General features: G+C 45.9%; 35 protein-coding genes and 1 rRNA gene (1 of these 36 only partly in view). 2 read left to right on the forward strand and 34 right to left on the reverse strand.

Annotation, left to right across the window (positions count from 1 at the left end):
• The 3 genes from KCTCHS21_RS26720 to KCTCHS21_RS26730 all read right to left on the reverse strand — a co-directional run.
• Positions 1-554 (reverse strand): 16S ribosomal RNA (locus tag KCTCHS21_RS26720); it reaches 1,003 nt to the left of the window's first position.
• A gap of 350 nt (positions 555-904) precedes the next feature.
• Complete coding sequence (locus KCTCHS21_RS26725; RefSeq protein WP_130615123.1) at positions 905-1,126, reverse strand: hypothetical protein; 222 nt, start codon at positions 1,124-1,126, stop codon at positions 905-907.
• Between the two features lie 131 nt (positions 1,127-1,257).
• Positions 1,258-1,866, reverse strand: a complete 609-nt coding sequence (locus KCTCHS21_RS26730; protein ID WP_130615125.1) for a stage II sporulation protein M — start codon at positions 1,864-1,866, stop codon at positions 1,258-1,260.
• A gap of 172 nt (positions 1,867-2,038) precedes the next feature.
• Between KCTCHS21_RS26730 and pdaB the strand changes: the two genes are divergently transcribed.
• A complete protein-coding gene (gene pdaB / locus KCTCHS21_RS26735) occupies positions 2,039-2,839 on the forward strand; it encodes a polysaccharide deacetylase family sporulation protein PdaB (protein WP_130615127.1) in 801 nt (266 codons plus the stop codon).
• On the opposite strand, the gene KCTCHS21_RS26740 is transcribed toward pdaB, so the two are convergent.
• Positions 2,832-3,446, reverse strand: coding sequence for a KinB-signaling pathway activation protein (locus KCTCHS21_RS26740; protein ID WP_157994131.1), 615 nt, complete (start codon positions 3,444-3,446; stop codon positions 2,832-2,834). The genes pdaB and KCTCHS21_RS26740 overlap by 8 nt on opposite strands.
• A gap of 134 nt (positions 3,447-3,580) precedes the next feature.
• Between KCTCHS21_RS26740 and gerD the strand changes: the two genes are divergently transcribed.
• Positions 3,581-4,258, forward strand: a complete 678-nt coding sequence (gene gerD, locus KCTCHS21_RS26745) for a spore germination lipoprotein GerD (protein ID WP_130615131.1) — start codon at positions 3,581-3,583, stop codon at positions 4,256-4,258.
• A 62-nt stretch (positions 4,259-4,320) separates the two neighbouring features.
• Here gerD and KCTCHS21_RS26750 read toward each other — a convergent pair whose 3' ends face one another.
• From KCTCHS21_RS26750 to rplP, 30 genes are all read right to left on the reverse strand, one after another.
• Positions 4,321-5,451, reverse strand: a complete 1,131-nt coding sequence (locus tag KCTCHS21_RS26750) for an Mrp/NBP35 family ATP-binding protein (RefSeq protein ID WP_130615133.1) — start codon at positions 5,449-5,451, stop codon at positions 4,321-4,323.
• A gap of 35 nt (positions 5,452-5,486) precedes the next feature.
• The gene (cwlD, locus tag KCTCHS21_RS26755; protein WP_179952644.1) at positions 5,487-6,260 is read right to left on the reverse strand and encodes an N-acetylmuramoyl-L-alanine amidase CwlD; all 774 of its coding nucleotides are present in this window, start codon (positions 6,258-6,260) and stop codon (positions 5,487-5,489) included.
• Positions 6,261-6,308: 48 nt separating this feature from the next.
• Complete coding sequence (gene sat, locus KCTCHS21_RS26760) at positions 6,309-7,487, reverse strand: sulfate adenylyltransferase (RefSeq protein ID WP_130615136.1); 1,179 nt, start codon at positions 7,485-7,487, stop codon at positions 6,309-6,311.
• Between the two features lie 60 nt (positions 7,488-7,547).
• Entirely contained in the window at positions 7,548-8,240 is a 693-nt protein-coding gene (locus KCTCHS21_RS26765; protein ID WP_130615138.1) for a phosphoadenylyl-sulfate reductase, read from the reverse strand.
• Positions 8,241-8,415: 175 nt separating this feature from the next.
• Positions 8,416-8,808, reverse strand: coding sequence for a 30S ribosomal protein S9 (rpsI, locus tag KCTCHS21_RS26770; RefSeq protein ID WP_130615140.1), 393 nt, complete (start codon positions 8,806-8,808; stop codon positions 8,416-8,418).
• 18 nt (positions 8,809-8,826) lie between these two features.
• Positions 8,827-9,264: a 50S ribosomal protein L13 gene (rplM, locus tag KCTCHS21_RS26775; RefSeq protein ID WP_130615142.1), complete on the reverse strand. Its 438-nt coding sequence runs from the start codon at positions 9,262-9,264 to the stop codon at positions 8,827-8,829.
• Between the two features lie 242 nt (positions 9,265-9,506).
• Positions 9,507-10,364, reverse strand: a complete 858-nt coding sequence (gene truA / locus KCTCHS21_RS26780) for a tRNA pseudouridine(38-40) synthase TruA (RefSeq protein WP_130615144.1) — start codon at positions 10,362-10,364, stop codon at positions 9,507-9,509.
• A 71-nt stretch (positions 10,365-10,435) separates the two neighbouring features.
• Positions 10,436-10,801 (reverse strand): 50S ribosomal protein L17, encoded by a 366-nt coding sequence (gene rplQ, locus KCTCHS21_RS26785; RefSeq protein ID WP_130615146.1) that lies wholly within the window; start codon positions 10,799-10,801, stop codon positions 10,436-10,438.
• 56 nt (positions 10,802-10,857) lie between these two features.
• On the reverse strand, positions 10,858-11,802 hold the full coding sequence (locus KCTCHS21_RS26790) for a DNA-directed RNA polymerase subunit alpha (RefSeq protein WP_130615148.1): 945 nt from the start codon (positions 11,800-11,802) through the stop codon (positions 10,858-10,860).
• Positions 11,803-11,972: 170 nt separating this feature from the next.
• The gene (gene rpsK / locus KCTCHS21_RS26795) at positions 11,973-12,371 is read right to left on the reverse strand and encodes a 30S ribosomal protein S11 (protein ID WP_130615150.1); all 399 of its coding nucleotides are present in this window, start codon (positions 12,369-12,371) and stop codon (positions 11,973-11,975) included.
• Between the two features lie 18 nt (positions 12,372-12,389).
• Positions 12,390-12,758, reverse strand: coding sequence for a 30S ribosomal protein S13 (rpsM, locus tag KCTCHS21_RS26800; RefSeq protein ID WP_130615152.1), 369 nt, complete (start codon positions 12,756-12,758; stop codon positions 12,390-12,392).
• Positions 12,759-12,779: 21 nt separating this feature from the next.
• The gene (gene rpmJ / locus KCTCHS21_RS26805; RefSeq protein ID WP_003333770.1) at positions 12,780-12,893 is read right to left on the reverse strand and encodes a 50S ribosomal protein L36; all 114 of its coding nucleotides are present in this window, start codon (positions 12,891-12,893) and stop codon (positions 12,780-12,782) included.
• Between the two features lie 179 nt (positions 12,894-13,072).
• Positions 13,073-13,288, reverse strand: coding sequence for a translation initiation factor IF-1 (gene infA, locus KCTCHS21_RS26810; RefSeq protein WP_116065578.1), 216 nt, complete (start codon positions 13,286-13,288; stop codon positions 13,073-13,075).
• Between the two features lie 3 nt (positions 13,289-13,291).
• Positions 13,292-13,600, reverse strand: coding sequence for a KOW domain-containing RNA-binding protein (locus KCTCHS21_RS26815; protein WP_130616719.1), 309 nt, complete (start codon positions 13,598-13,600; stop codon positions 13,292-13,294).
• Between the two features lie 15 nt (positions 13,601-13,615).
• A complete protein-coding gene (map, locus tag KCTCHS21_RS26820) occupies positions 13,616-14,362 on the reverse strand; it encodes a type I methionyl aminopeptidase (RefSeq protein ID WP_130615154.1) in 747 nt (248 codons plus the stop codon).
• 6 nt (positions 14,363-14,368) lie between these two features.
• Complete coding sequence (locus KCTCHS21_RS26825; protein ID WP_130615156.1) at positions 14,369-15,013, reverse strand: adenylate kinase; 645 nt, start codon at positions 15,011-15,013, stop codon at positions 14,369-14,371.
• 27 nt (positions 15,014-15,040) lie between these two features.
• The gene (secY, locus tag KCTCHS21_RS26830) at positions 15,041-16,339 is read right to left on the reverse strand and encodes a preprotein translocase subunit SecY (RefSeq protein ID WP_130615158.1); all 1,299 of its coding nucleotides are present in this window, start codon (positions 16,337-16,339) and stop codon (positions 15,041-15,043) included.
• Positions 16,339-16,782 carry a 50S ribosomal protein L15 gene (rplO, locus tag KCTCHS21_RS26835; protein WP_130615160.1) on the reverse strand — a complete coding sequence of 148 codons (444 nt, stop codon included), beginning with the start codon at positions 16,780-16,782 and terminating at the stop codon, positions 16,339-16,341. Before rplO ends, secY begins: the two co-directional genes overlap by 1 nt.
• 37 nt (positions 16,783-16,819) lie before the next feature.
• A complete protein-coding gene (gene rpmD / locus KCTCHS21_RS26840; RefSeq protein WP_130615162.1) occupies positions 16,820-16,999 on the reverse strand; it encodes a 50S ribosomal protein L30 in 180 nt (59 codons plus the stop codon).
• A 13-nt stretch (positions 17,000-17,012) separates the two neighbouring features.
• A complete protein-coding gene (gene rpsE / locus KCTCHS21_RS26845; protein WP_094050613.1) occupies positions 17,013-17,510 on the reverse strand; it encodes a 30S ribosomal protein S5 in 498 nt (165 codons plus the stop codon).
• Between the two features lie 30 nt (positions 17,511-17,540).
• A complete protein-coding gene (rplR, locus tag KCTCHS21_RS26850) occupies positions 17,541-17,906 on the reverse strand; it encodes a 50S ribosomal protein L18 (protein ID WP_130615164.1) in 366 nt (121 codons plus the stop codon).
• A gap of 63 nt (positions 17,907-17,969) precedes the next feature.
• On the reverse strand, positions 17,970-18,512 hold the full coding sequence (gene rplF, locus KCTCHS21_RS26855) for a 50S ribosomal protein L6 (RefSeq protein WP_130615166.1): 543 nt from the start codon (positions 18,510-18,512) through the stop codon (positions 17,970-17,972).
• Between the two features lie 30 nt (positions 18,513-18,542).
• On the reverse strand, positions 18,543-18,941 hold the full coding sequence (gene rpsH, locus KCTCHS21_RS26860; RefSeq protein ID WP_130615168.1) for a 30S ribosomal protein S8: 399 nt from the start codon (positions 18,939-18,941) through the stop codon (positions 18,543-18,545).
• Between the two features lie 30 nt (positions 18,942-18,971).
• Complete coding sequence (locus KCTCHS21_RS26865; protein WP_115995323.1) at positions 18,972-19,157, reverse strand: type Z 30S ribosomal protein S14; 186 nt, start codon at positions 19,155-19,157, stop codon at positions 18,972-18,974.
• Between the two features lie 50 nt (positions 19,158-19,207).
• On the reverse strand, positions 19,208-19,750 hold the full coding sequence (gene rplE / locus KCTCHS21_RS26870; RefSeq protein WP_130615170.1) for a 50S ribosomal protein L5: 543 nt from the start codon (positions 19,748-19,750) through the stop codon (positions 19,208-19,210).
• Positions 19,751-19,785: 35 nt separating this feature from the next.
• Positions 19,786-20,139 carry a 50S ribosomal protein L24 gene (gene rplX, locus KCTCHS21_RS26875; RefSeq protein WP_232057973.1) on the reverse strand — a complete coding sequence of 118 codons (354 nt, stop codon included), beginning with the start codon at positions 20,137-20,139 and terminating at the stop codon, positions 19,786-19,788.
• A gap of 45 nt (positions 20,140-20,184) precedes the next feature.
• On the reverse strand, positions 20,185-20,553 hold the full coding sequence (gene rplN / locus KCTCHS21_RS26880) for a 50S ribosomal protein L14 (RefSeq protein ID WP_130615172.1): 369 nt from the start codon (positions 20,551-20,553) through the stop codon (positions 20,185-20,187).
• A 34-nt stretch (positions 20,554-20,587) separates the two neighbouring features.
• Positions 20,588-20,854, reverse strand: coding sequence for a 30S ribosomal protein S17 (gene rpsQ, locus KCTCHS21_RS26885; RefSeq protein WP_115995319.1), 267 nt, complete (start codon positions 20,852-20,854; stop codon positions 20,588-20,590).
• A gap of 98 nt (positions 20,855-20,952) precedes the next feature.
• Positions 20,953-21,150 (reverse strand): 50S ribosomal protein L29, encoded by a 198-nt coding sequence (rpmC, locus tag KCTCHS21_RS26890; RefSeq protein ID WP_115995318.1) that lies wholly within the window; start codon positions 21,148-21,150, stop codon positions 20,953-20,955.
• A complete protein-coding gene (gene rplP / locus KCTCHS21_RS26895; RefSeq protein WP_130615174.1) occupies positions 21,137-21,574 on the reverse strand; it encodes a 50S ribosomal protein L16 in 438 nt (145 codons plus the stop codon). Before rplP ends, rpmC begins: the two co-directional genes overlap by 14 nt.

Consider the following 21,574-nt stretch of genomic DNA (forward strand, 5'->3'; position numbering starts at 1 on the left):
CCCTACGTATTACCGCGGCTGCTGGCACGTAGTTAGCCGGGGCTTTCTTCTCAGGTACCGTCATCGGATGAGCAGTTACTCTCACCCTTATTCTTCCCTGGCAACAGAGCTTTACGACCCGAAAGCCTTCCTCACTCACGCGGCGTTGCTCCATCAGGCTTTCGCCCATTGTGGAAGATTCCCTACTGCTGCCTCCCGTAGGAGTCTGGGCCGTGTCTCAGTCCCAGTGTGGCCGTTCACCCTCTCAGGTCGGCTACGCATCGTCGCCTTGGTGAGCCATTACCCCACCAACTAGCTAATGCGCCGCAGGCCCATCCACAAGCCGCAGATTGCTCCGCGTTTCCCAATTCGACCATGCGATCAAATTGTTTATCCGGTCTTAGCATTCGTTTCCGAATGTTATCCCGATCTTGTGGGCAGGTTGCCTACGTGTTACTCACCCGTCCGCCACTAACCAAGTTCAGGAGCAAGCCCCTAAACAAGATCCGTTCGACTTGCATGTATTAGGCACGCCGCCAGCGTTCGTCCTGAGCCAGGATCAAACTCTCCATAATAGTGAGACCGAAGTCTCGTATTAAAGAGCCTTTGAGGCTCAATCTTTACAACTGGTTTGTCTTCCGATAACCGAAGTTATCTTCCGACGATTTGTTCGTTTTCTTACGCTCAATGTTCAGTTTTCAAAGAACAATTTGTCTTACCATTTTGTTCCGTTATCGCTAACGGCGACTTTTATAATATACCACAGCTGACTAGTGCTTTGCAACAGGTATTTTTTGGTTACCGTTGTTGCTCGTTTTAATCTTCATCAGCTCGTCCCTCAATTAGTGGGGCGAAAGCTAATTTAACATATTAAACGGGGGTCGGTCAAGCTATTATTTGAAATTAGTTCATTTAATTTGAAAAACTACCGTTGTGACTTCAAGCCTATCGCATAATGGGACAGCTCTCTAGGAGGTGCAATGCGAGCATACATACGGAAGATCGTCTTATAGCGCTTAGATATTGCCTCTTTAACTGGTCCATCCAAACGACGATCACTCATATCTAACAGCATCTCATCCATCTCTTTACGCAATAGATAATCGAATTCCTTACATTCCTTCTCTGTAAACATCATTCCGAGCATAGAGCGATGACCTCCTATGAACAATCAGTTTGCCTGATATCTTATTTGTGGTTGCAATAATCATCGGCACGCTCTACTGTTATGCTCTTTTTTTGCCAGGTTTATGTCATAGCTACTGGTTTCCGCAAAAATTAATTCACCAGCCAATAAGTAATCGTACTCTCTATAATCGCAGCAATAACGAGAAACACGATAATAACAATAAGAGCAGGCACAGAACCCGTTGCTGTTCTTACGAATGGATGCCACGGTTTTGTTTTACCTAACAACGACCCTAATACGCCCTTGAATAACGTTATTCCAAATCTCATTCCAAACGCACACGCAAGAAATATGGCACTTAACTCAAAAATACCATGAGGCAGTATCCCTTTCACAATAAGAAGCCACACATTATGCCCTTTATCCGCTATTTCACTTAGTAAATATCCCATTACCAAGCCATTCGATATTAGCATAACAATTGGCATAATGCCTGCAACAATGCCTAACACCATAACCAGCAGTGTATTCGATACGTTATTGGCGGTTATAAGAAGAAATGCCTTAAACTCAGGATTGCTTGCTTTATTGATATCGTCCGCTAGACTCTGAAGACTTTTAATTTGTTGTGATAGGTACTCCGTTGGGGCATTTGGAGTTGCTCCAATGACGACAGCCGCGAAAAATAAAATAACGGAGAAAATAAAATAGGGGCGAATTTCATTCCATGTTTGCAGCAGCCCTTGGCGAGAAAACATATTCAACCTCCTCCATCTACACCGACTTGTAACGACTCTTTCTAATCACGAATAACTCTATGGGTCAAGCATACATTGATAACAAGACAAGTTTATATTTTCTGATCGTACAAGCATTACTACTATCCCGTATGTATAGCGGGGCCACTTTGGAAAGGAGCCGATTATTTTTATGAACTACTTTTTAGTGTTAAATGGACGGCGCATTAGAAGAGTTTTTTTCCTCACATTAGCTGCTATTCTCTCCATAGCTATTATATGGGTCGAGAAGGATAACTTGAGTGTTTTCGCCCCCCATCCACCCGCCGCCGTTTACAGTGTGCCAACAGAACGCAAAGTTGTTGCTTTAACCTTTGATATTAGCTGGGGGGAGAAAAGAGCAGAGCCTATATTGGAAATTCTTAAGGCTAAGAACGTACAAAATGTAACCTTCTTCTTATCTTCTCCTTGGAGCAAGACGCATCCCGAGATCGTGAAGAAAATTACAGATGCCGGATATGAGATTGGTAGTCACGGTCATAAGCACGATAATTATAGTCAATACAGCGACGAAGAAATTCGCAAGCAAATTACAACTGCTGATGGCATCCTATCTGAATTAACAGGAAAATCGCCTAATTTGATTCGTTTACCTAATGGAGATTTCGACAAGCGTGTTCTAAGAATTGCTGAAAGTCTGAATTACAAAGTTATACAGTGGGATACTGACTCTACAGACTGGAAAAACCCTGGCGTTGATACCATTATTAATAAAGTGGTTAGTAAAGCTCACCCTGGTGACATCATTCTTCTGCATGCAAGCGATTCTTGTAAACAGACGCATCAAGCATTACCTGCCATCATTGATGAGCTGCGTGCCAAAGGCTATGATTTCATAACGGTGTCCCAAATGATTAACCAAACGGAAACAAATGGCAAAACAATCGAAGATCGTTCCGCGTGGAATGAGCTTACTTCACCTTATTTTACTTAGCCGCGACAGCCAACGGCTCTGCAGCAACTGGCTTACCAAGTATTTTATGCAACTGCATAATTTGGTAGGCGTTACAAATAAATAGCGGGGTCAACTGGTACAACAGCGATGAAAAGTCCCCAGTCTTAAATACCGGAACGGACTCCATTACGGTTATGGATACTAGGAAAAATATTGTAGGTACCAAGGCACCAGATGAGGTCTGACTGACTTTCAACCAACCAACAAGTAATGATAAAGCTAATAACGCAAGCGGAAGCGCCCAAAACATATGTGTTGGAAAATTCGTATCGTAAGTCCAATATGCGATTTCAAACAATACAAATAGAGCAATAATCCCTTGAATAGCTACCCACGAGTAAGGACGCTTAAATATGCTGCGAGCAATGTAATTAAGCATCATATAAGCGAAAAAGCCCATGTGTGAAAATGCACCGAATGTCATTCCGATCAATGCCATCATGAGAATGTAAGATGCCCATCCGCTTGCCTCGACATTACGAAAGTCCGGATTGAATAATTGTATGCATACACTACCTACAACTGTAACAATAGCTCCAATCAATATCGTGATCCCGAATAATTTCATCCATTTACGTAAATTCAATGCTATAAACCTCCTCTGTATTTTCAACATCCATTTTACCATGATCCAGATAAAAAGCCATGAACAACCCCTTATATTCACAAGGTTGTCGAAGCATACTACAGCCATAACCCTACAGAAGGGAGCTGATCGGTATGCATTATCGGTTGCGAAGGTATGGGTGCTTATTAGGAATAGCGCTAATGCTTACTTCCTGCGGACAAGAATCAAGCGGAAGTAGCGGCGGTCAAATGAGCTACAAAGAAGTAAAGTCAATGGTTATCGATATTCTAGGCTCCGAAGAAGCCCAGAAGGCAATGGAAAAAGCGTCAACAGCACAATACGGCGAGAGTACATTGCAAATGAAAAGCTTGACCCCATCAGATCAAGCTCAAGTAAGGTTAGTCGTTAAAGATGTATTAACATCTCCGGGATATTCTCAGGTTTTAGAAAAAATCATGAAGGATCCAAAGTTCGCAGGTGAATTCGCGAAAGCAGTAAGCAAGGATAACAAACAGATCCATAAGGATTTGATGAAGGATCCGGCTTACCAGAAGGAACTTGTCGATATGTTCAAAACGCCCGAAATGCTCAAAATTTTATCCGACTCCATGAAAACAGCTGATGTTCGCAAGCTTATAATGAGCTCAGTATCTGAATCCATGGAGAATCCACTCTTCAAGCTTGAGATCATGAAATTGCTCCAAAGCGTTGTTAAAGAAGAATTAACGCCTTCTCCTGACAAAAAGGATGAAAAGAAAGACAGCGGTGGCGGCGGTGGTGGTGGCCAAGATAGTGGTGGCGGTGATAGCAGTCAGGACTCCGGTGATTAAAATGTGTTAAAAAAACGGTTGAACGAGTGCTATGCGCTCGTTCAACCGTTTTTCAGCTTTTTCTATTTTCCACAGCGATCAATGACTCTTTGGGCAAATATTAAATATTCCGCGCCAATGTCTGAATCCGCTTTGTATACGGAAGGAGAGAAATCAGGCTCTAACGGATGATTATCTGGCGCTCCTAATGGAAACTGAGCTAACAGCTCCGTATTAAGTGTTTCCGCTAGACGACCACCACCACCACGGCCAAATACGTATTCCCTCGCCCCTGTTTCTTTACTTTCGAAATAGGACATATTTTCAACAACGCCGATAATCTCATGATTAGTTCTAAGCGCCATCGATCCAGCACGAGCTGCAACGAAGGCTGCAGTTGCGTGTGGTGTTGTCACGATAATTTCCTTACTCTGTGGAATCATCTGGTGAACGTCAAGCGCAACGTCGCCGGTACCAGGTGGTAAGTCCAACAGTATGTAATCTAATTCGCCCCACTCAACTTCTGCAAAGAAGTTTCTAAGCATTTTACCGAGCATCGGTCCCCGCCAAACAATCGGGTTATTATCCTCTACGAAAAACCCCATAGAGATAACTTTAACCCCAAAACGTTCTACTGGCTTAATTTTATCCCCGATTTGCTCAGGACGTTCCTCTATCCCCATCATATCAGGGACACTAAAGCCATAGATATCACTGTCTATGAGCCCTACTCTCTTACCTTGTCTAGCTAACGCTACTGCCAAATTGACCGTTACGGTAGACTTACCTACTCCACCTTTACCGCTAGCTATCGCAATAAATTCAACGCCGCTTTCCGGATGCAGGATGGAATGATTCTCCAAACCAGCACCATGACCTTTAATAGGAGCTGCTGCTGTCTCAGATGCAGGCTTCGGTGCCTTACCTTGCTCCGACTGCTGTTGCTTAGTCAGCACATCATTAATCTCATGCTCTGTCATTATACGAAAACGAACATGAGCATTATCGACATCAATGGTTGATAGCAGCTGTGTTATCTCTTGTTCCAATATAGACGTTTGCCCCTGACTATCCGGATGCAACACGATACTCAAGGATACAGATTGTTCACGAAGCATTACATCTCTCACTAAACCAAGATCAACAAAGCTTTTTTTAATCGTAGGCTCTAGCAAAGGCTGCAGTGCCTCAATAGTAGCTTCCCTGGTGACCATGAATTCGACCCCCATCATTTATGTCATCATACCTATTATAGCATAGGCTCCTCGACTTCACCGGACGTATATCTTAGAATCCCTCTGTATATAGCTGCGGCCACTTTCCTCTGGTAACCCTCGTCAGCAAGCAAGCTAGCTTCTTCTGGATGTGACAGAAATCCAACCTCCACTAGAGCAGCCGGCATTTCTAATGTTTTGAGCAAATAAATGACTTTATCCGCTTGCTTCGCAATCCTCTGTGTATTGCCCAATACATCGCGAAGCTCAGATTGAACGACAGTTGCCAATCTCTTACTGTCTTCGTTCTTAGTAGTATAAAACGTTTGAGCACCTGACCACTTAGGCGATGGAATGCTGTTCATATGTACGCTGATTGCCAAACTTGCTTTCTCTTTACTAACCAGCTCTGCCCTCTGTAGAAGGTCCTCTCTCTTACGCTTTGAATAACTCTTGGTTTCAGGTGCAGCTAAGTCATAATCGCCTTCACGAGTCAGCAGCACTACCGCTCCAGCCTGCTGAAGGTAATCCCGCAAATAAAGGACGATAGCGAGGTTTAAATCCTTCTCTATAGTCCCGTCCTTGCTAGCTGCTCCCCCATCAGCGCCTCCATGGCCTGCATCTAAAGCGATTACTTTGCCTGTAAGAGGTAATGTCCAATGAGTCCAAGTGTTCGATGAAGGAATCTCGTTCAAGAAAACAGTGCCTGTTAATAAAACTAAGCTTGCAATAACACCCATTCTAACCATTCCACGCCGGGTCATCCAAATAATTAATCGACGTCTTTTAAACAATATAATCCACCTCATCCCGGGAAAGCTCCCTACATCATATGGGACAAGGTGGATAAATATGTTTTATATCGCGTATATTTTACTCGCTTCAGCCATTCCCTCGATCAGAATTTCTGCAACTTCAGGTCGGGAGAACTCCGGTGGAGGACAAATGCCATCACGCAGCAACGCACGTACTTTCGTCCCTGATAGAGTCAGATGATGCTCTTTATCGTGCGGGCATGTTTTACTTGATGCCATATTTCCACATTTGGTACAGAAAAAGCTATGTTCAAAGTATAACGGTGTAATGCCAAGCTCTTCTATAGGTAACGATTTAAGAAGATCTTGTGCTTCATAGGTACCATAATAATCACCAACGCCTGCGTGATCTCTACCTACAATAAAATGAGAACAGCCGTAATTTTTGCGTACTAATGCATGAAATATCGCTTCACGAGGACCAGCATAACGCATAGCAGCTGGGAAAACGCCAAGGAATGCGCGATCTTTAGGGTAGTAATTTTCTAATAATGCCAAGTAGCTCTTCATCCGAACATTTGCTGGTACATCGTCTGATTTCGTTTCTCCGACAAGTGGATTTAAGAAGAGGGCATCAACGATTTCCATTGCAGATTTCTGTATATATTCATGCGCTCTATGCACGGGATTCCGAGTCTGAAAACCTACAACGGTTTTCCAGCCCTTTTCCGCAAATATGCGACGTGTTTCCGAAGGGTCGAAGTAAAACTCATTAAATTTCTCCGGTTTAGGACGGTTTAAGAGCTGAATGGATCCACCCACATAAATATCAGGACGATCTAATAGCTTAACGACTCCCGGATGCTCTGTATCATTTGTCTTAAATATTTGTTTTGCCTCATGCTGCTTATCTACCGTATAAAGGCTATCAATATCAATTACACCGTAAACAATGCCATCAGTGTCACCGACTAGAGCAGCTTGCTGTCCTACAGAAAGATTGGCAGCTTGATCATTAGTAACAGCTAACGTAATGGGAATACTCCATATGGTGCCATTGGCCAGACGCATTGTGTTCACTACAGAAAGGTAATCCTTTTCATTCATAAAGCCTGTAAGAGGGCTGAACGCCCCAACTCCGATAAGATCCAAGTCGGATATCGTCCAAGTATTGACGGGAATGGATACAAAGCTTGCTGCTTTTACTAACAGTTCTTCACGTTCTTGCCCAGCTAACACTCGATTAATTAGCTTGCCTCCGTGCGGTTGAATTGCGCTCATGATCTGAGTAGCTCCTTCTAGGCTCTGTGTAGTATCTTGCTTATATCTATATTCCATTATTTACTTGTGTAATCCACATTCCGTTTTCTCGTTCCCTGCCCAACGGCCTGCGCGTGGGTCTTCCCCTGGCATTACCGCTTTCGTACAGTGCTCACAGCCGATGCTTGGAAAATTACGATCATGAAGTGGATTATAGATAATATTATTATTGCGAATATAATCCCATACATCCTCAGATGTCCAAGAAGCAATCGGGTTGAATTTCACAAGTCCGAACTTTGTATCATATTCCACTTTCTTCGCATTGGCACGGGTAGGCGCTTGATCGCGACGAATACCAGTAATCCATGCTTCATATTGGGAAAGAATTCGAGTCAACGGCTCAACTTTGCGTAGGTTACAGCAGCCACCTGGATCACTTTTCCATAGCTCTGCGCCGTATTCAGCAGCTTGCTCTTCAGGAGTAATTTTTGATTTAACTTCAACGAACTTAAGATTGTAATGCTCGGCCAAACGATCACGTGTTTCGTACGTTTCCTTGAAATGAAAATCAGTATCCAGATAAAAAATATCCGTCGATGGACTAATTTTCTGAATCATGTCCACAAGCACTACATCTTCTGCACCGAAGCTACAAGCAAATGTAATGTTTGGGAAGGTTTCAATCGCCCATGATATTACTGTCTCTGGCGATGCGTTCTCGAATTCCTCCGCTTTTTGGCGAATAAGGTTTTCTTTTTCAATTAAATTCATCAGACTGTCCCCCAATATACCCAAGTATCTAAGTATGAATTACTATTATTATACGCTCATACAACGCTTTCTTCAATCACTCTTCTGCAAGATTTTGTGCTATTAATTACAAAAAAATGCCTTTCCACCACCAGTTATAATGGGAGAAAGGCATCGTTTGTTGTGTATAATAATATTAACGTTTCGAGAATTGAGGAGCGCGACGAGCCGCTTTCAAGCCGTATTTCTTACGTTCTTTCATACGTGGATCACGAGTTAGGAATCCAGCTTTCTTAAGAGCAGGACGAAGCTCAGGATCTGCTTTAAGAAGTGCACGGGAGATACCATGACGGATTGCACCCGCTTGACCAGAAGTACCGCCACCATGAGCCAATATGAGGATATCATATTTGGTTACAGTTTCAGTAAGGTTAAGAGGTTGTTTAACGATCAATTTCAGTGTTTCTAGGTCGAAATAATCGTTGATTTCACGCTTGTTAATAACGATTCGGCCTTCACCCGGCACGAGACGAACTCGCGCTACGGAGTGCTTGCGGCGACCCGTTCCTAAATATTGCACTTGAGCCATTCGAAAGACCTCCTTTAATTATCCGCGAAGTTCGTAAACTTCAGGTTGTTGGGCTTGATGTGGATGTTCTGTACCTGCATATACTTTAAGCTTGCTTTGAAGCTGATGTCCAAGCTTGTTCTTAGGAAGCATTCCGTATACCGCTAATTCGATAATACGGTGAGGCTTTTTGTTAATCATCTCAGCTGCAGTTGTCGTTTTCAAACCGCCCGGATAGTGAGAGTGAGTGTAGTATTTCTTTTGTTGCAATTTCTTACCTGTAAGAACGATTTTCTCTGCATTGATGACGATAACGAAATCACCTGTATCAATATGAGGGGTGAATTCAGGCTTATGCTTGCCGCGAATCAAAGCAGCAGCTTCACTAGCAAGACGACCAAGTGTTTTGCCTTCGGCATCGATAACGTGCCATTTGCGCTCTACTTCAAGAGGCTTAGCCATAAAGGTTGTACGCATTAAACATCCTCCTTCGGGTTATTTCCCTACTTTTATGTGGTTCGACGATTACAATTATTCATTGTAGTCTTAATTGTTTGTTATATTAGGTATTTCTTTGTTCACGGTATGGGACTCGGGAGAGAACCCCACCCTTCAAACAGGGTACACATTATGACATTTCTTCACTGGGGCCGTGGGAAGCCATGAAGAAAGCACAAATATCATTGTACATGAAAACGGGCATATATGCAAGTAAAAACTTATTGAAAATGTCCTGAGTCCATTTTATTTGTGCTTAATGAAGGATACACCACTTCCCATAGCGAAAGTCCGTGCGGTACAGCTGTAGGGCCGGCTAGAGCCCTGTTCTGCGCTGCAAGTATGGAGGCAATATCAGAAGCTACTCTCTTGCCTTCTCCGACCTGTATCAAGGTTCCTGCTATGATCCGTACCATATTATATAGAAACCCCGTACCTTTAATATACAAGTGGATAACTCCACGCTGCTTACCTGGGTAGTGTAGCTGATCCCAGCTATGACCAAAATGATCATGTGGAATATTGAAATGATCGGGATGATCCTTCTCAACTTCAAGCTTAGCTTCTAATATCGTTCGAACATGACTGGACTTCGTCGATTGCGGGGCAGTAAAGGATGAGAAGTCATGCTCACCAAGTAAGTATACAAGACCGTTGCGCATACCCTCTATATCTAAAGGTGTTGGGTGATGAAACTGATAGCGACGACGAAATAAGTCGGGATTCCGATTACAATTAATCGTGTAACGATAAGTTTTGCTTTCAGCCCCTCGACGAGCATGAAACTTGTCAGGAACTATAAACGCACTTTGCACGACAATGTCATTAGGTAATCTTGTATTCAGCGCTAACATCCAACGTTCTATAGGAATGCTTGAAGTCGTTTCGAAATTAACGACCTGACCTCTAGCATGGACACCCGCATCTGTACGCCCTGACCCCGTGACATGGATTTCTTCACTCGTCAGAGCATATATAGCCTCTTCCAGCTTATCTTGAATGGTATTGCCACTTGGTTGACTTTGAAAGCCATAATACTGTGTACCGTCATAGCTGATGATGAGGCCTATGTTACGCACAAGCCCACCCCCTCCGACAAAAAAAGGATGATCCGAATGCATGATTCGGTCCATCCTTCTTCGCTCCGTTCTTACGCGCGATCTACGAGCTCAAGATACACCATTGGAGCTGAATCTCCACGGCGAGGTCCTAATTTCAAGATGCGAGTATATCCACCCGGACGTTCCGCATAACGCGGAGCTAATTCGGAGAACAGTTTCTGGATGGCGTCTTGTTCGCCGTTAAGGCTCTCACGACGCACGAATGCCGCTACCTGACGACGCGCGTGCAGGTCGCCGCGTTTAGCGAGAGTAATCAATCTCTCAGCAATGGAGCGTACTTCTTTAGCTTTCGCTTCAGTTGTTTGAATGCGCTCGTACAGGAACAGGTCGGTGCAAAGGTCACGGAAAAGTGCTTTCCGAGAGCTGGAGTCACGACTCAGTTTTTGATAGGCCATTTGTTTTCCCTCCTTCACTAATACAATAAATCAAGTAACATTAATTATTAACGATGCTACTCCTCGAAACGTAGACCCAATCCAAGCTCTTCAAGCTTCTCTTGTACTTCCTCTAAAGACTTCCGGCCCAAGTTGCGAACCTTCATCATGTCTTCTTCGGTTTTCGTAATTAGCTCTTGAACAGTATTGATGCCTGCACGTTTAAGGCAGTTATAGGAACGGACGGAAAGATCAAGCTCCTCGATCGTCATCTCGAGTACCTTTTCTTTTTTGTCTTCTTCCTTTTCCTTCATCGTTTCGGTATCTTTAGCCTCGTCCGTAAGACCCACGAACAAGGAAAGGTGATCGGTCAGGATTTTCGCGCCCAAGCTAACCGCTTCTTCAGGTCGGATACTACCATCGGTCCATACTTCAAGCGTAAGCTTGTCGTAGTTAGTAACTTGGCCGACACGAGTGTTCTCGACTTGATAGTTTACACGAGTAATTGGGGTATAGATCGAATCGATTGGAATTACGCCAATCGGTTGATCTTCCTTCTTATTGCGATCGGATGGAACATATCCACGACCGACTCTGGCAAAAATACGCATGTGTAAACGTGCGCCTGATGCCAAAGTTGCAATGTGTAGATCCGGATTAAGGATTTCCACGTCACTATCGGCACGAATGTCTCCAGCTGTTACGATGCCATCACCTTCTGCATCGATCTCAAGCACTTTTTCCTCGTCAGAGTGAATCTTCAGCGATAAACGCTTCAGATTGAGGATAATTTGTGTTACATCCTCAATTACACCTGGAATCGTGGAAAATTCATGAAGTACGCCATCGATTTGTACTGAAACCACAGCTGCGCCCGGTAGGGACGACAACAGGATCCGACGAAGAGAATTTCCGAGAGTCATACCATAGCCGCGTTCCAGCGGCTCTACTACGAATCGGCCATATTTCTTGTCATCGTGAATTTCCACAGAATCGATTTTTGGCTTTTCGATCACTATCATATACCAATACCTCCTTCAGAACGTCGCTGACGTTGCCGTTTGTTCACCCAAACTAAATGGTTCAGCCTTTATAAAGGTGAAATGTTTATGGGGTAAACCATGTAGTATGCCTAACCGTTACAACCATTATTCTCAAGTTGTTCTTGTTTGATACCACACATGCAACGATGTTATACGCGGCGGCGCTTCGGAGGACGGCATCCGTTATGCGGGATCGGAGTTACGTCGCGGATCATGCTGACTTCTAAACCAGCGGCTTGCAAAGAACGAATTGCTGCTTCGCGGCCAGCGCCAGGACCTTTAACAGAGACTTCAACCAAACGCATTCCGTGCTCCATTGCAGCGCGAGCTGCGGATTCAGCTGCCATTTGAGCAGCGAAAGGCGTGCTCTTACGGGAGCCTTTGAAACCAAGGTTACCGGAGCTTGCCCAGGAAACTGCGTTTCCGTGCGGATCCGTAATCGTCACGATTGTATTATTAAACGTAGAACGGATATGTGCAACACCAGTATCGATGTTCTTCCGATCACGACGTTTCGTACGAACGACTTTCTTGCCCTTTTGTGCCATGTTAGTTATCCCCCCTTATTACTTCTTCTTGTTCGCTACAGTACGACGCGGACCTTTGCGTGTACGTGCGTTCGTTTTCGAACGTTGTCCGCGAACCGGCAGACCGCGGCGGTGACGGATGCCTCGATAGCAGCCGATTTCAATCAGCCTTTTGATGTTTAGTGCAATTTCGCGACGCAAGTCGCCCTCAACCTTTTGTTCTTTGTCGATCGTTTCACGAAGACGAGCAAGCTCATCTTCAGTCAGATCGCGAACGCGAGTGTTGGGATTGATCCCTGTAGACGCTAGAATCTTCTGGGAAGTTGGCTTACCAATTCCGAAGATGTACGTCAGGGCTATTTCCACGCGTTTGTCGCGCGGAAGGTCAACACCAGATAAACGTGCCATGCTTAGAGCACCTCCTGTTAATTAGCCTTGTTTTTGCTTATGTTTCGGATTCTCACAGATAACCATCACGTTGCCTTTGCGGCGAATGACTTTGCATTTCTCACAAATCGGTTTGACCGAAGGTCTCACCTTCATGATAATACCCTCCTTAATAGTGCGATCGAACGTATGCCCGAAAGCATTGAGGTTCGGTCGTCACAAGTGTGACTGAATCAGCGCGCCCTGGCGTCAGTACAGTCATCACGTATACATCCAACGTAACAACAATCTGCGTTCGCGGGTTGGTTGTCACGCGCGTAGTAGACCGGGCAAGCTTATTTACGGTAGGTGATACGGCCCCGTGTCAGATCATAAGGCGACAATTGGATAACCACTTTGTCCCCCGTCAGAATCCGTATAAAATGCATCCGAAGCTTTCCGGAAACATGAGCCAGGATTTGATGCCCATTCTCGAGCTCAACCTTGAACATAGCATTAGGCAACGGTTCAACGACCGTACCTTCTACCTCGATGACGTCCTCTTTGGCCAACCGTCATTCTCCTTTCTCTACAGCATGCGTTTCGAGCCGTTGTTCGATTTCACCGATAGCGTGCCGGAGCTTTGCGTTAGTCACGCGTCCGGTATCGCGAATATTATTCGCAACTTCTTCACTTCGGGTCCCGATCGGTTCGAGATGCAGCACGTTTTTGCGTTTAGGCCGATCGAACCGGCGTTTATCGCCGTCAGCCACGAGCGCGAATCGCTCTTCGACTAGGGCAACAACTATTGCTAGTTGACCTTCGTCTCTTCCACGCCGGCTTCTCACGATGTCTCCGGGCTCCAACTTAACGTTTACCGTCATATCATTCACCTAGCTTTACGCACGGGTAAGTATTTCATACCCGTCTTCGGTTACGGCAATCGTATGCTCGAAATGCGCGCACAGCGATCCGTCCACCGTGACGACTGTCCAATTATCAGACAAAGTCTTCACGTAACGTTCTCCCACAATGACCATCGGTTCGATCGCGAGTGTCATCCCTGGTTTCAATCGCGGTCCGCGATCAGGAACACCATAATTCGGGATTTGCGGTTCCTCATGCAGATCAGCTCCTACGCCATGACCGACATATTCCCTGACTACCGAGAAGCCCGACTCTTCGATCACTTTCTGAATGCCGTGTGATACGGTATACAGCCTCACATCCGGACGAACCAGCTCCAGCCCCGCATAAAGCGAAGCTTCGGTAACTTCCAGAAGGCGCTGTGCTTCATCGGAAATTTGTCCGACACCGTAAGTCCAAGCAGAATCGCCGTGAAATCCTTGGTACTGTGCGCCGATATCGATGCTGATGATGTCGCCTTCTATAAGCTTCCGCGAACTTGGGAACCCGTGAACGAGCTCCTCATTCGTTGAAGCACATATGCTGGCCGGAAAACCGTTATAACCCTTGAAAGAGGGAACAGCGCCTTGGCTAAGAATGAATGTTTCGCAAATGCGATCCAATTCAGCAGTTGTGACACCAGGAACCACCGCCTGTTTCATCAGGCGATGAGCCTCAGCCACAATCCGGCCCGCCTCACGCATCAAGTTCAACTGTCTTTCAGACTTGATTACGATCATGGCCGATTACCCTCTGAGAAGGGAAGCGATCTCGGTCGTAACCTTGTCGATGTCCTTCTCCCCGTCTACTTCACGGAGCGAACCTTTGCCGCCGTAATAAGTCAGAAGAGGAGCTGTCTTGTTAGAATACTCTTCAAGACGAGTAGCCACCTTTTCTTCCGTATCATCAGGACGCTGGTACAGCTCTCCCCCGTCTTTATCACAGATACCTTCCTGCTTAGGCGGGTTGAAAATAGTGTGATACGTCGTTCCGCAAGTTCTGCAAATCCTTCTTCCTGTAATGCGAGGCAGCAAGAAGCTAGCCTCTACCTTCAGGTTGATGACATGGTCGATCTTGCGATCCATATCAGCTAACATGCCGTCAAGTGCTTCGGCTTGCGCTAGCGTCCGCGGAAACCCGTCCAACAGAAACCCGTTGGCGCAATCCGATTCCGCTAGGCGCTCGCGAACGATGCCGTTAGTCACTTCATCGGGAACGAGAAGACCTTGGTCGATAAACTCCTTGGCCTTCTTTCCGATCGGCGTGCCTTGCTTGATGGCTAGACGAAACGCATCACCGGTTGAGATGTGCGGAATGCCGAATTGCTCGACGATCCGTTCTGCCTGCGTTCCTTTGCCGGCGCCAGGAGGCCCCATAAACAAGATGTTCATTGCTGTTCCTCCTGTCCGTCTCGTTAGTTATTTATTGATAAAACCTTTGTAGTGACGTTTGATCAATTGGCTCTCGATTTGTTTCATCGTTTCGAGTGCAACCCCGATGACGATCAAGAGTGAAGTACCGCCCAATTTAACTGAGTCTGGTAACCCAGCCAATGATCCAAAGAACACGGGAATAACCGAGATAATCGCTAGGAACACCGCACCAGCTAACGTAATACGCGTTATTACGCGCATCAAGAAGCCCTCTGTCGGCTTACCAGGACGAATACCTGGAATATATCCGCCATTCTTCTTCATATTATCCGCAAGCTGCTGCGGGTTGAATTGAACGAACGTGTAGAAGAAAGTGAAACCGATAATCAAGAGAATGTACAATACCATACCTAAAGGCTGTGTATAATACATATTCTTGATAATCCATTGTGCCCAATCGTGGTTAGCCCAGAACTGTGCAATTGTAATCGGGAACATCAAGAGAGATACAGCGAAGATTACCGGGATAACACCTGCTCCATTCACCTTCAGTGGAATGTGAGTGGATTGACCGCCGTACATTTTCTGTCCGACAACTCGTTTAGCGTATTGAACCGGAATTTTACGCACACCCTGCTGGATGAAGATTACACCTGCGATTAGCAGTACAACTACTATCAAGATCAGGACTATCGTAACGATATTAAGGAACAATTGACTTGAATCCGTGAATTGATGAGCGTAGATATCGCGTGCATGCTTCGGTATAGAGGCAACAATTGCCGCAAAAATCAAGATTGAGATACCGTTACCGATACCCTTTTCATTGATTTGTTCACCAAGCCACATAAGGAACGCGGTACCAGCAGTCAAAACAATTGCAATCATAAGATATGTTGCCGTATTTGCATCAATGACCATATCGTGGTTATACATCCTGTTAAAACCGATAGCCGTTGCAAAGGCTTGGATTAATCCCAAGATTATCGTTCCGTAACGAGTAATCTGTGCCAGCTTACGTTTACCGTTCTCGCCTTCCTTCTGCCATTCCGAAAACTTCGGAATGACATCCATGGAAAGGAGTTGAACGATAATCGAGGCTGTAATGTAAGGAGTAATCCCCAGAGCGAAAATGGAGAAGTTAAACAATGCACCGCCAGAGAACGTGTTCAGAAGGCCGAACAGGTCAGTGCCCTGTTGGTCGGCCGCCGTAAGAACGTCCTTGTTAATGTTCGGCACCGGAATAAAGGAACCGATCCGGTAAATCAACAGGATGAAAAGGGTAAACAGGATCCTCTTGCGAAGGTCCTCGACTTTCCAAATGTTAGTGACGGTCGCAAACATTAGATCACCTCGGTTTTACCGCCGGCGGCCTGAATTTTTTCTGCTGCATGCTGAGAGAACTTATGAGCTTTTACAGTCAGCTGCACGTTCAGATCGCCATTGCCCAGAATTTTAATTCCGTCTTTTGGATTTTTGAGAATGCCCTCATTTAGCAGCAATTCTGGTGTCACTTCTGTACCAGCTTCAAAACGGTTCAGCTGATCAAGATTGACAATCGCGAAGACTGTTGCAAAACGATCATTGTTAAATCCGCGCTTCGGTACCCGACGGTACAATGGGTTTTGACCACCCTCGAATCCGGGACGAACACCGCCACCGGAACGAGCGTTTTGCCCTTTGTGTCCGCGACCTGAAGTTTTGCCGAGACCACTACCAGCTCCGCGACCTCTCCGTTTCCGGGTGGCCGTCGAGCCTTCGTTTGGAGATAGCTCATGCAATTTCATCGTACGTCGCACCTCCTTGAGAGTTATGCTTAATATCTTAAACTTCTTTAACTTCGATCAAATGACTGACCGTGTTGATCATGCCGCGAGTTGCGACATTATCTTCTCTTACAACTGACGTATGCAGCTTACCGAGTCCAAGAGTTTTCACCGTTTGACGTTGATTCTCAGGACGACCAATCAAGCTACGAACGAGGGTAATGTGAAGCTGTGCCATCTGTTTCCCCTCCTTAACGGAATAGCTCTGCTACGGTTTTACCGCGCAGTTTCGCTACGTCTTCGGCGCGTTTGAGGCGGGATAAACCTTCCAACGTCGCATTGACCATGTTAATGGAGTTGGAGGAACCCAGCGATTTCGTCAAAATATCGCCGACTCCAGCTAGTTCGAGCACTGCGCGGACAGGACCGCCCGCGATAACGCCCGTACCTTCTGATGCTGGTTTCAGCAGCACTTTGCCGGCGCCGAAACTTCCCGTAACAGCATGTGGAATTGTTGTTCCAACGAGTGGAACGAAAACAAGATTTTTCTTAGCGTCATCGACGCCCTTACGGATTGCGTCTGGAACTTCTGAAGCTTTACCAATTCCCGCGCCAACCCAGCCTTTGCCGTCTCCGACAACGACGAGTGCGCTGAAACTAAAGCGACGTCCGCCTTTGACGACTTTGGAGACACGATTGATTTGAACCATTTTTTCGGTCAGTTCCAATGTATTCGGATCTACACGCAAGTCGTTTACCTCCTTGTGTCAAAAATTGAATTAAAACTGTAATCCGGCTTCGCGAGCTGCGTCAGCCAGTGCTTGAATACGTCCATGATACAGATAGCCGCCACGATCAAACACGACGCTAGCGTATCCTTTTTCTATAGCGCGTTTTGCAACGAGTTCGCCCACTTTACGTGCAGACTCAACGTTACCACCGTTACCAACACCAGCAAGCTCTTTGTCAATTGTAGATGCGCTAGCAAGCGTAATGCCTTTAACGTCATCAATCAGTTGAGCATAGATGTGCTTGGATGAACGGAACACGGAAAGACGTGGACGTTCGTTTGTGCCGCTGATTTTCTTACGTACCCGAAGGTGACGCTTCAGACGAGCTTTATTTTTATCGCTTTTTGTAATCATCCGAAAGGTTCACTCCCTTCACGTTGCATCTAGGCAGCTTTATACCACCCGCAACTTACTTCATTACTTCTTCTTACCTGCTTTACCTTCTTTACGAAGGATGCGCTCGTTTTCGTACTTGATACCTTTACCTTTGTAAGGCTCAGGCTCACGAACGGAACGAATTTTCGCTGCAGTTACGCCGACAAGTTCTTTGTCGATGCCTTTAACGATGATTTTGTTTTGTGCCGGCACTTCGAATTCAATGCCGCTTTCCGGTAAAATTTCAACCGGGTGAGAGTAACCAACGTTCAATACTAGCTTATCGCCAGATTTACTAGCACGGTAACCTACACCTACCAGATCAAGGTTCTTGATGTAACCTTCAGTTACGCCACTAACCATGTTGGCAACTACGCTGCGAGTCGTGCCGTGCAGCGAGCGGTGAAGCTTGTTATCGGAAGGACGTTCAACAGTAATGACATCGGACTCAAAGGAAACTTTCATATCAGCGTGCAAAGCACGTGATAATGTTCCTTTAGGACCTTTAACCGTAATTACGTTGTTGTCCAGGTTCACGTTCACGCCGTTAGGCACCTGAATCGGTTTGCGTCCAATACGGGACATAGGTACACCTCCAATCGTGTGACAGTTAAATTACCAAACGTAGCAAAGCACTTCTCCGCCGGACTTCCCTTGACGGGCTTCCTTATCGGTGATGATGCCTTTAGATGTAGAAATGATCGCGATGCCGAGGCCACCCAACACACGCGGTACTTCAGTGGATTTAGTATAAACGCGCAAACCTGGTTTGCTAATACGTTTAAGACCCGTGATAACACGCTCGTTGCTAGGGCCGTATTTCAAGAAAATACGAATCAAGCCTTGCTTGTTATCTTCCACATATTCAGTGTCGCGGATAAAACCTTCACGCTTCAGGATTTCAGCAATTTGCTTCTTCACAGTAGACGCAGGCAATTCCACCGACTCATGACGAACGAGATTCGCGTTACGAATTCGTGTCAACATATCTGCAATAGGATCAGACATAACCATGGGGTAAACCTCCTTCCCGAACTAGGCTGATTACCAGCTCGCTTTTTTGACGCCAGGAATCTGGCCTTTATGTGCCAATTCACGGAAACAGATCCGACAGATCTTGAATTTTTGCAAAACGGAATGCGGACGTCCGCAACGCTCGCAACGCGTGTAAGCCTGTACTTTAAACTTCGGCGTACGCTGTTGCTTGACTTTCATCGACGTTTTTGCCACTTGCTTTCACACCTCCATTAGGAACCTTTGCTAATTTGGCCGGATTGGCGTCACTTCGCAAACGGCATACCCAATTGGGTGAGCAGCTCACGCGCTTCTTCGTCCGATTGTGCCGTTGTTACGATGACGATATCCATCCCGCGAACTTTATCAATCTTATCATACTCGATTTCCGGGAAGATCAATTGCTCTTTCAAACCTAGTGTGTAGTTACCGCGTCCATCGAACGATTTGGTCGATATACCGCGGAAGTCACGTACACGAGGAAGTGAAATGTTGAACAATTTATCCAAGAAGTAATACATACGTTCGCCGCGCAGTGTTACTTTAACACCGATTGGCAAGTTCTCACGAAGGCGGAAGCCTGCGATTGATTTCTTGGAGCGAGTGATTACAGGCTTTTGACCAGCAATCTTCTGCATGTCTTCTACAGCAAAGTCCATAATTTTGGAATTAGAGACTGCTTCGCCGACACCCATGTTGATTACGATCTTTTCGACCTTAGGCACCTGCATGACTGACTTGTAGTTGAACTTCTGCATTAGAGCAGGAGTAATTTCATTCAGAAAGCGTTCCTTCATTCTTGTTGCCATGAGTCACAGTGACCTCCTTTCCGTTCTGACTGCGTTTAGTCGATCGATTCTCCAGAGCGCTTAGCGATCCGGATTTTAGTGCCGTTTTCTAGAACTTTGGAACCAACGCGAGTTGGTTTGCCGCTTTTAGGATCGATATGCATCACGTTCGACACGTGAATCGGTGCTTCGCGCTCGATGATACCGCCTTGTTGATTCGCTGGGTTCGGACGAGTATGGCGTTTCACCATGTTTACGCCCTCGACAAGCACACGGTTCTCGCGCGGATACGCAGCGATAATGCGGCCTTTCTTGCCTTTGTCTTTGCCCGAGATGACGATAATGTTATCGTCTTTTTTCACGTGCAGTTTATTATTGTGCGATTGAAGCACTTTTTTCAGACGGGGCATGGGTACACCTCCTTGAGTGTTTCTCCATCGGTGCTTTCCGGAGTATTAAAGAACTTCCGGTGCCAGGGAAATGATTTTCATGAAATCGCGATCGCGAAGTTCACGAGCAACCGGTCCAAAGATCCGGGTACCACGCGGACTCTTATCTTCTTTAACAATTACTGCCGCGTTCTCATCGAACGCGATGTAGGATCCGTCTTTACGGCGTACCGAACGTTTTGTACGAACGATAACACACTTGACTACGTCACCTTTTTTGACAACGCCGCCTGGTGTTGCTTGTTTAACGGAACATACGATCATATCACCGATATGTCCAACACGGCGTCCTGTACCGCCAAGTACGCGGATACACATCAATTCTTTCGCGCCGGAGTTGTCGGCAACCCGTAGGCGCGTAAACGGTTGAATCATCGCAAGGTCCTCCTTTCAGTCACAGGTGAGTCGCTTAGGCTAATACGCCTTTTTCAACGATGTCGACCATACGCCAGCTTTTGTCTTTCGACAACGGGCGGGTCTCCATGATTCTCACGGTGTCGCCGATTTTTGCATCGTTATTCTCATCATGCGCTTTGAACTTCTTAGTGTATTTAATCCGTTTGTGGTACAAGCTGTGCTTTTTGTAAGTTTCAACTGCCACCACAATCGTTTTGTCCATTTTGTCGCTGACGACTTTACCAATCTGCACTTTGCGATTGTTATTGCGTTCGCTCATGGTAATCCTCCTTCCCGGAATCAATCTCAGGGTCTTCCGGACGATAACCCGTGTTAGCGGTAAGCCCGCTTGATTCATCGTCGGTTATTGCTAGGTTATTAACTAATGCCGAGTTCACGCTCGCGCAAAATAGTTTTGGCCCGAGCAATTTCTTTCCGCAGGTCGCCTAAGCGATGCGGATTATCCAGTTGGCCAGTAGCCAATTGGAAGCGGAGGTTGAACAGCTCATCCTTGAAGCCGGCTACCTTCTGTTCAAGTTCCGCCGATGTCAGGTTGCGAAATTCACTGGCTTTCATTTGCTTCACCACCCAGTTCTTCACGTTTCACAAACTTCGTCTTAATAGGCAACTTGTGAGCTGCAAGACGCATCGCTTCACGTGCTATCTCCTCGGATACTCCTGCAAGCTCGAACAAGATTTTGCCCGGCTTAACAACAGCAACCCACGCTTCTACGTTACCTTTACCGCTACCCATCCGTACCTCAAGAGGCTTTTGAGTAATAGGTTTCGAAGGGAAAATTTTGATCCAAACTTTTCCGCCCCGTTTGATATAACGAGTCATGGCAATCCGAGCAGCCTCGATTTGACGGTTAGTCACCCAAGAAGGTTCCATAGCCTGCAAGCCGAATTCGCCGAAATGCACTTCTGTACCGCCTTTTGCACGGCCTTTCATTTTACCGCGGTGTTCTTTGCGGTGTTTAACGCGTTTAGGGACCAACAT

This window comes from Cohnella abietis (genome assembly GCF_004295585.1).
Lineage (GTDB): Bacteria > Bacillota > Bacilli > Paenibacillales > Paenibacillaceae > Cohnella > Cohnella abietis.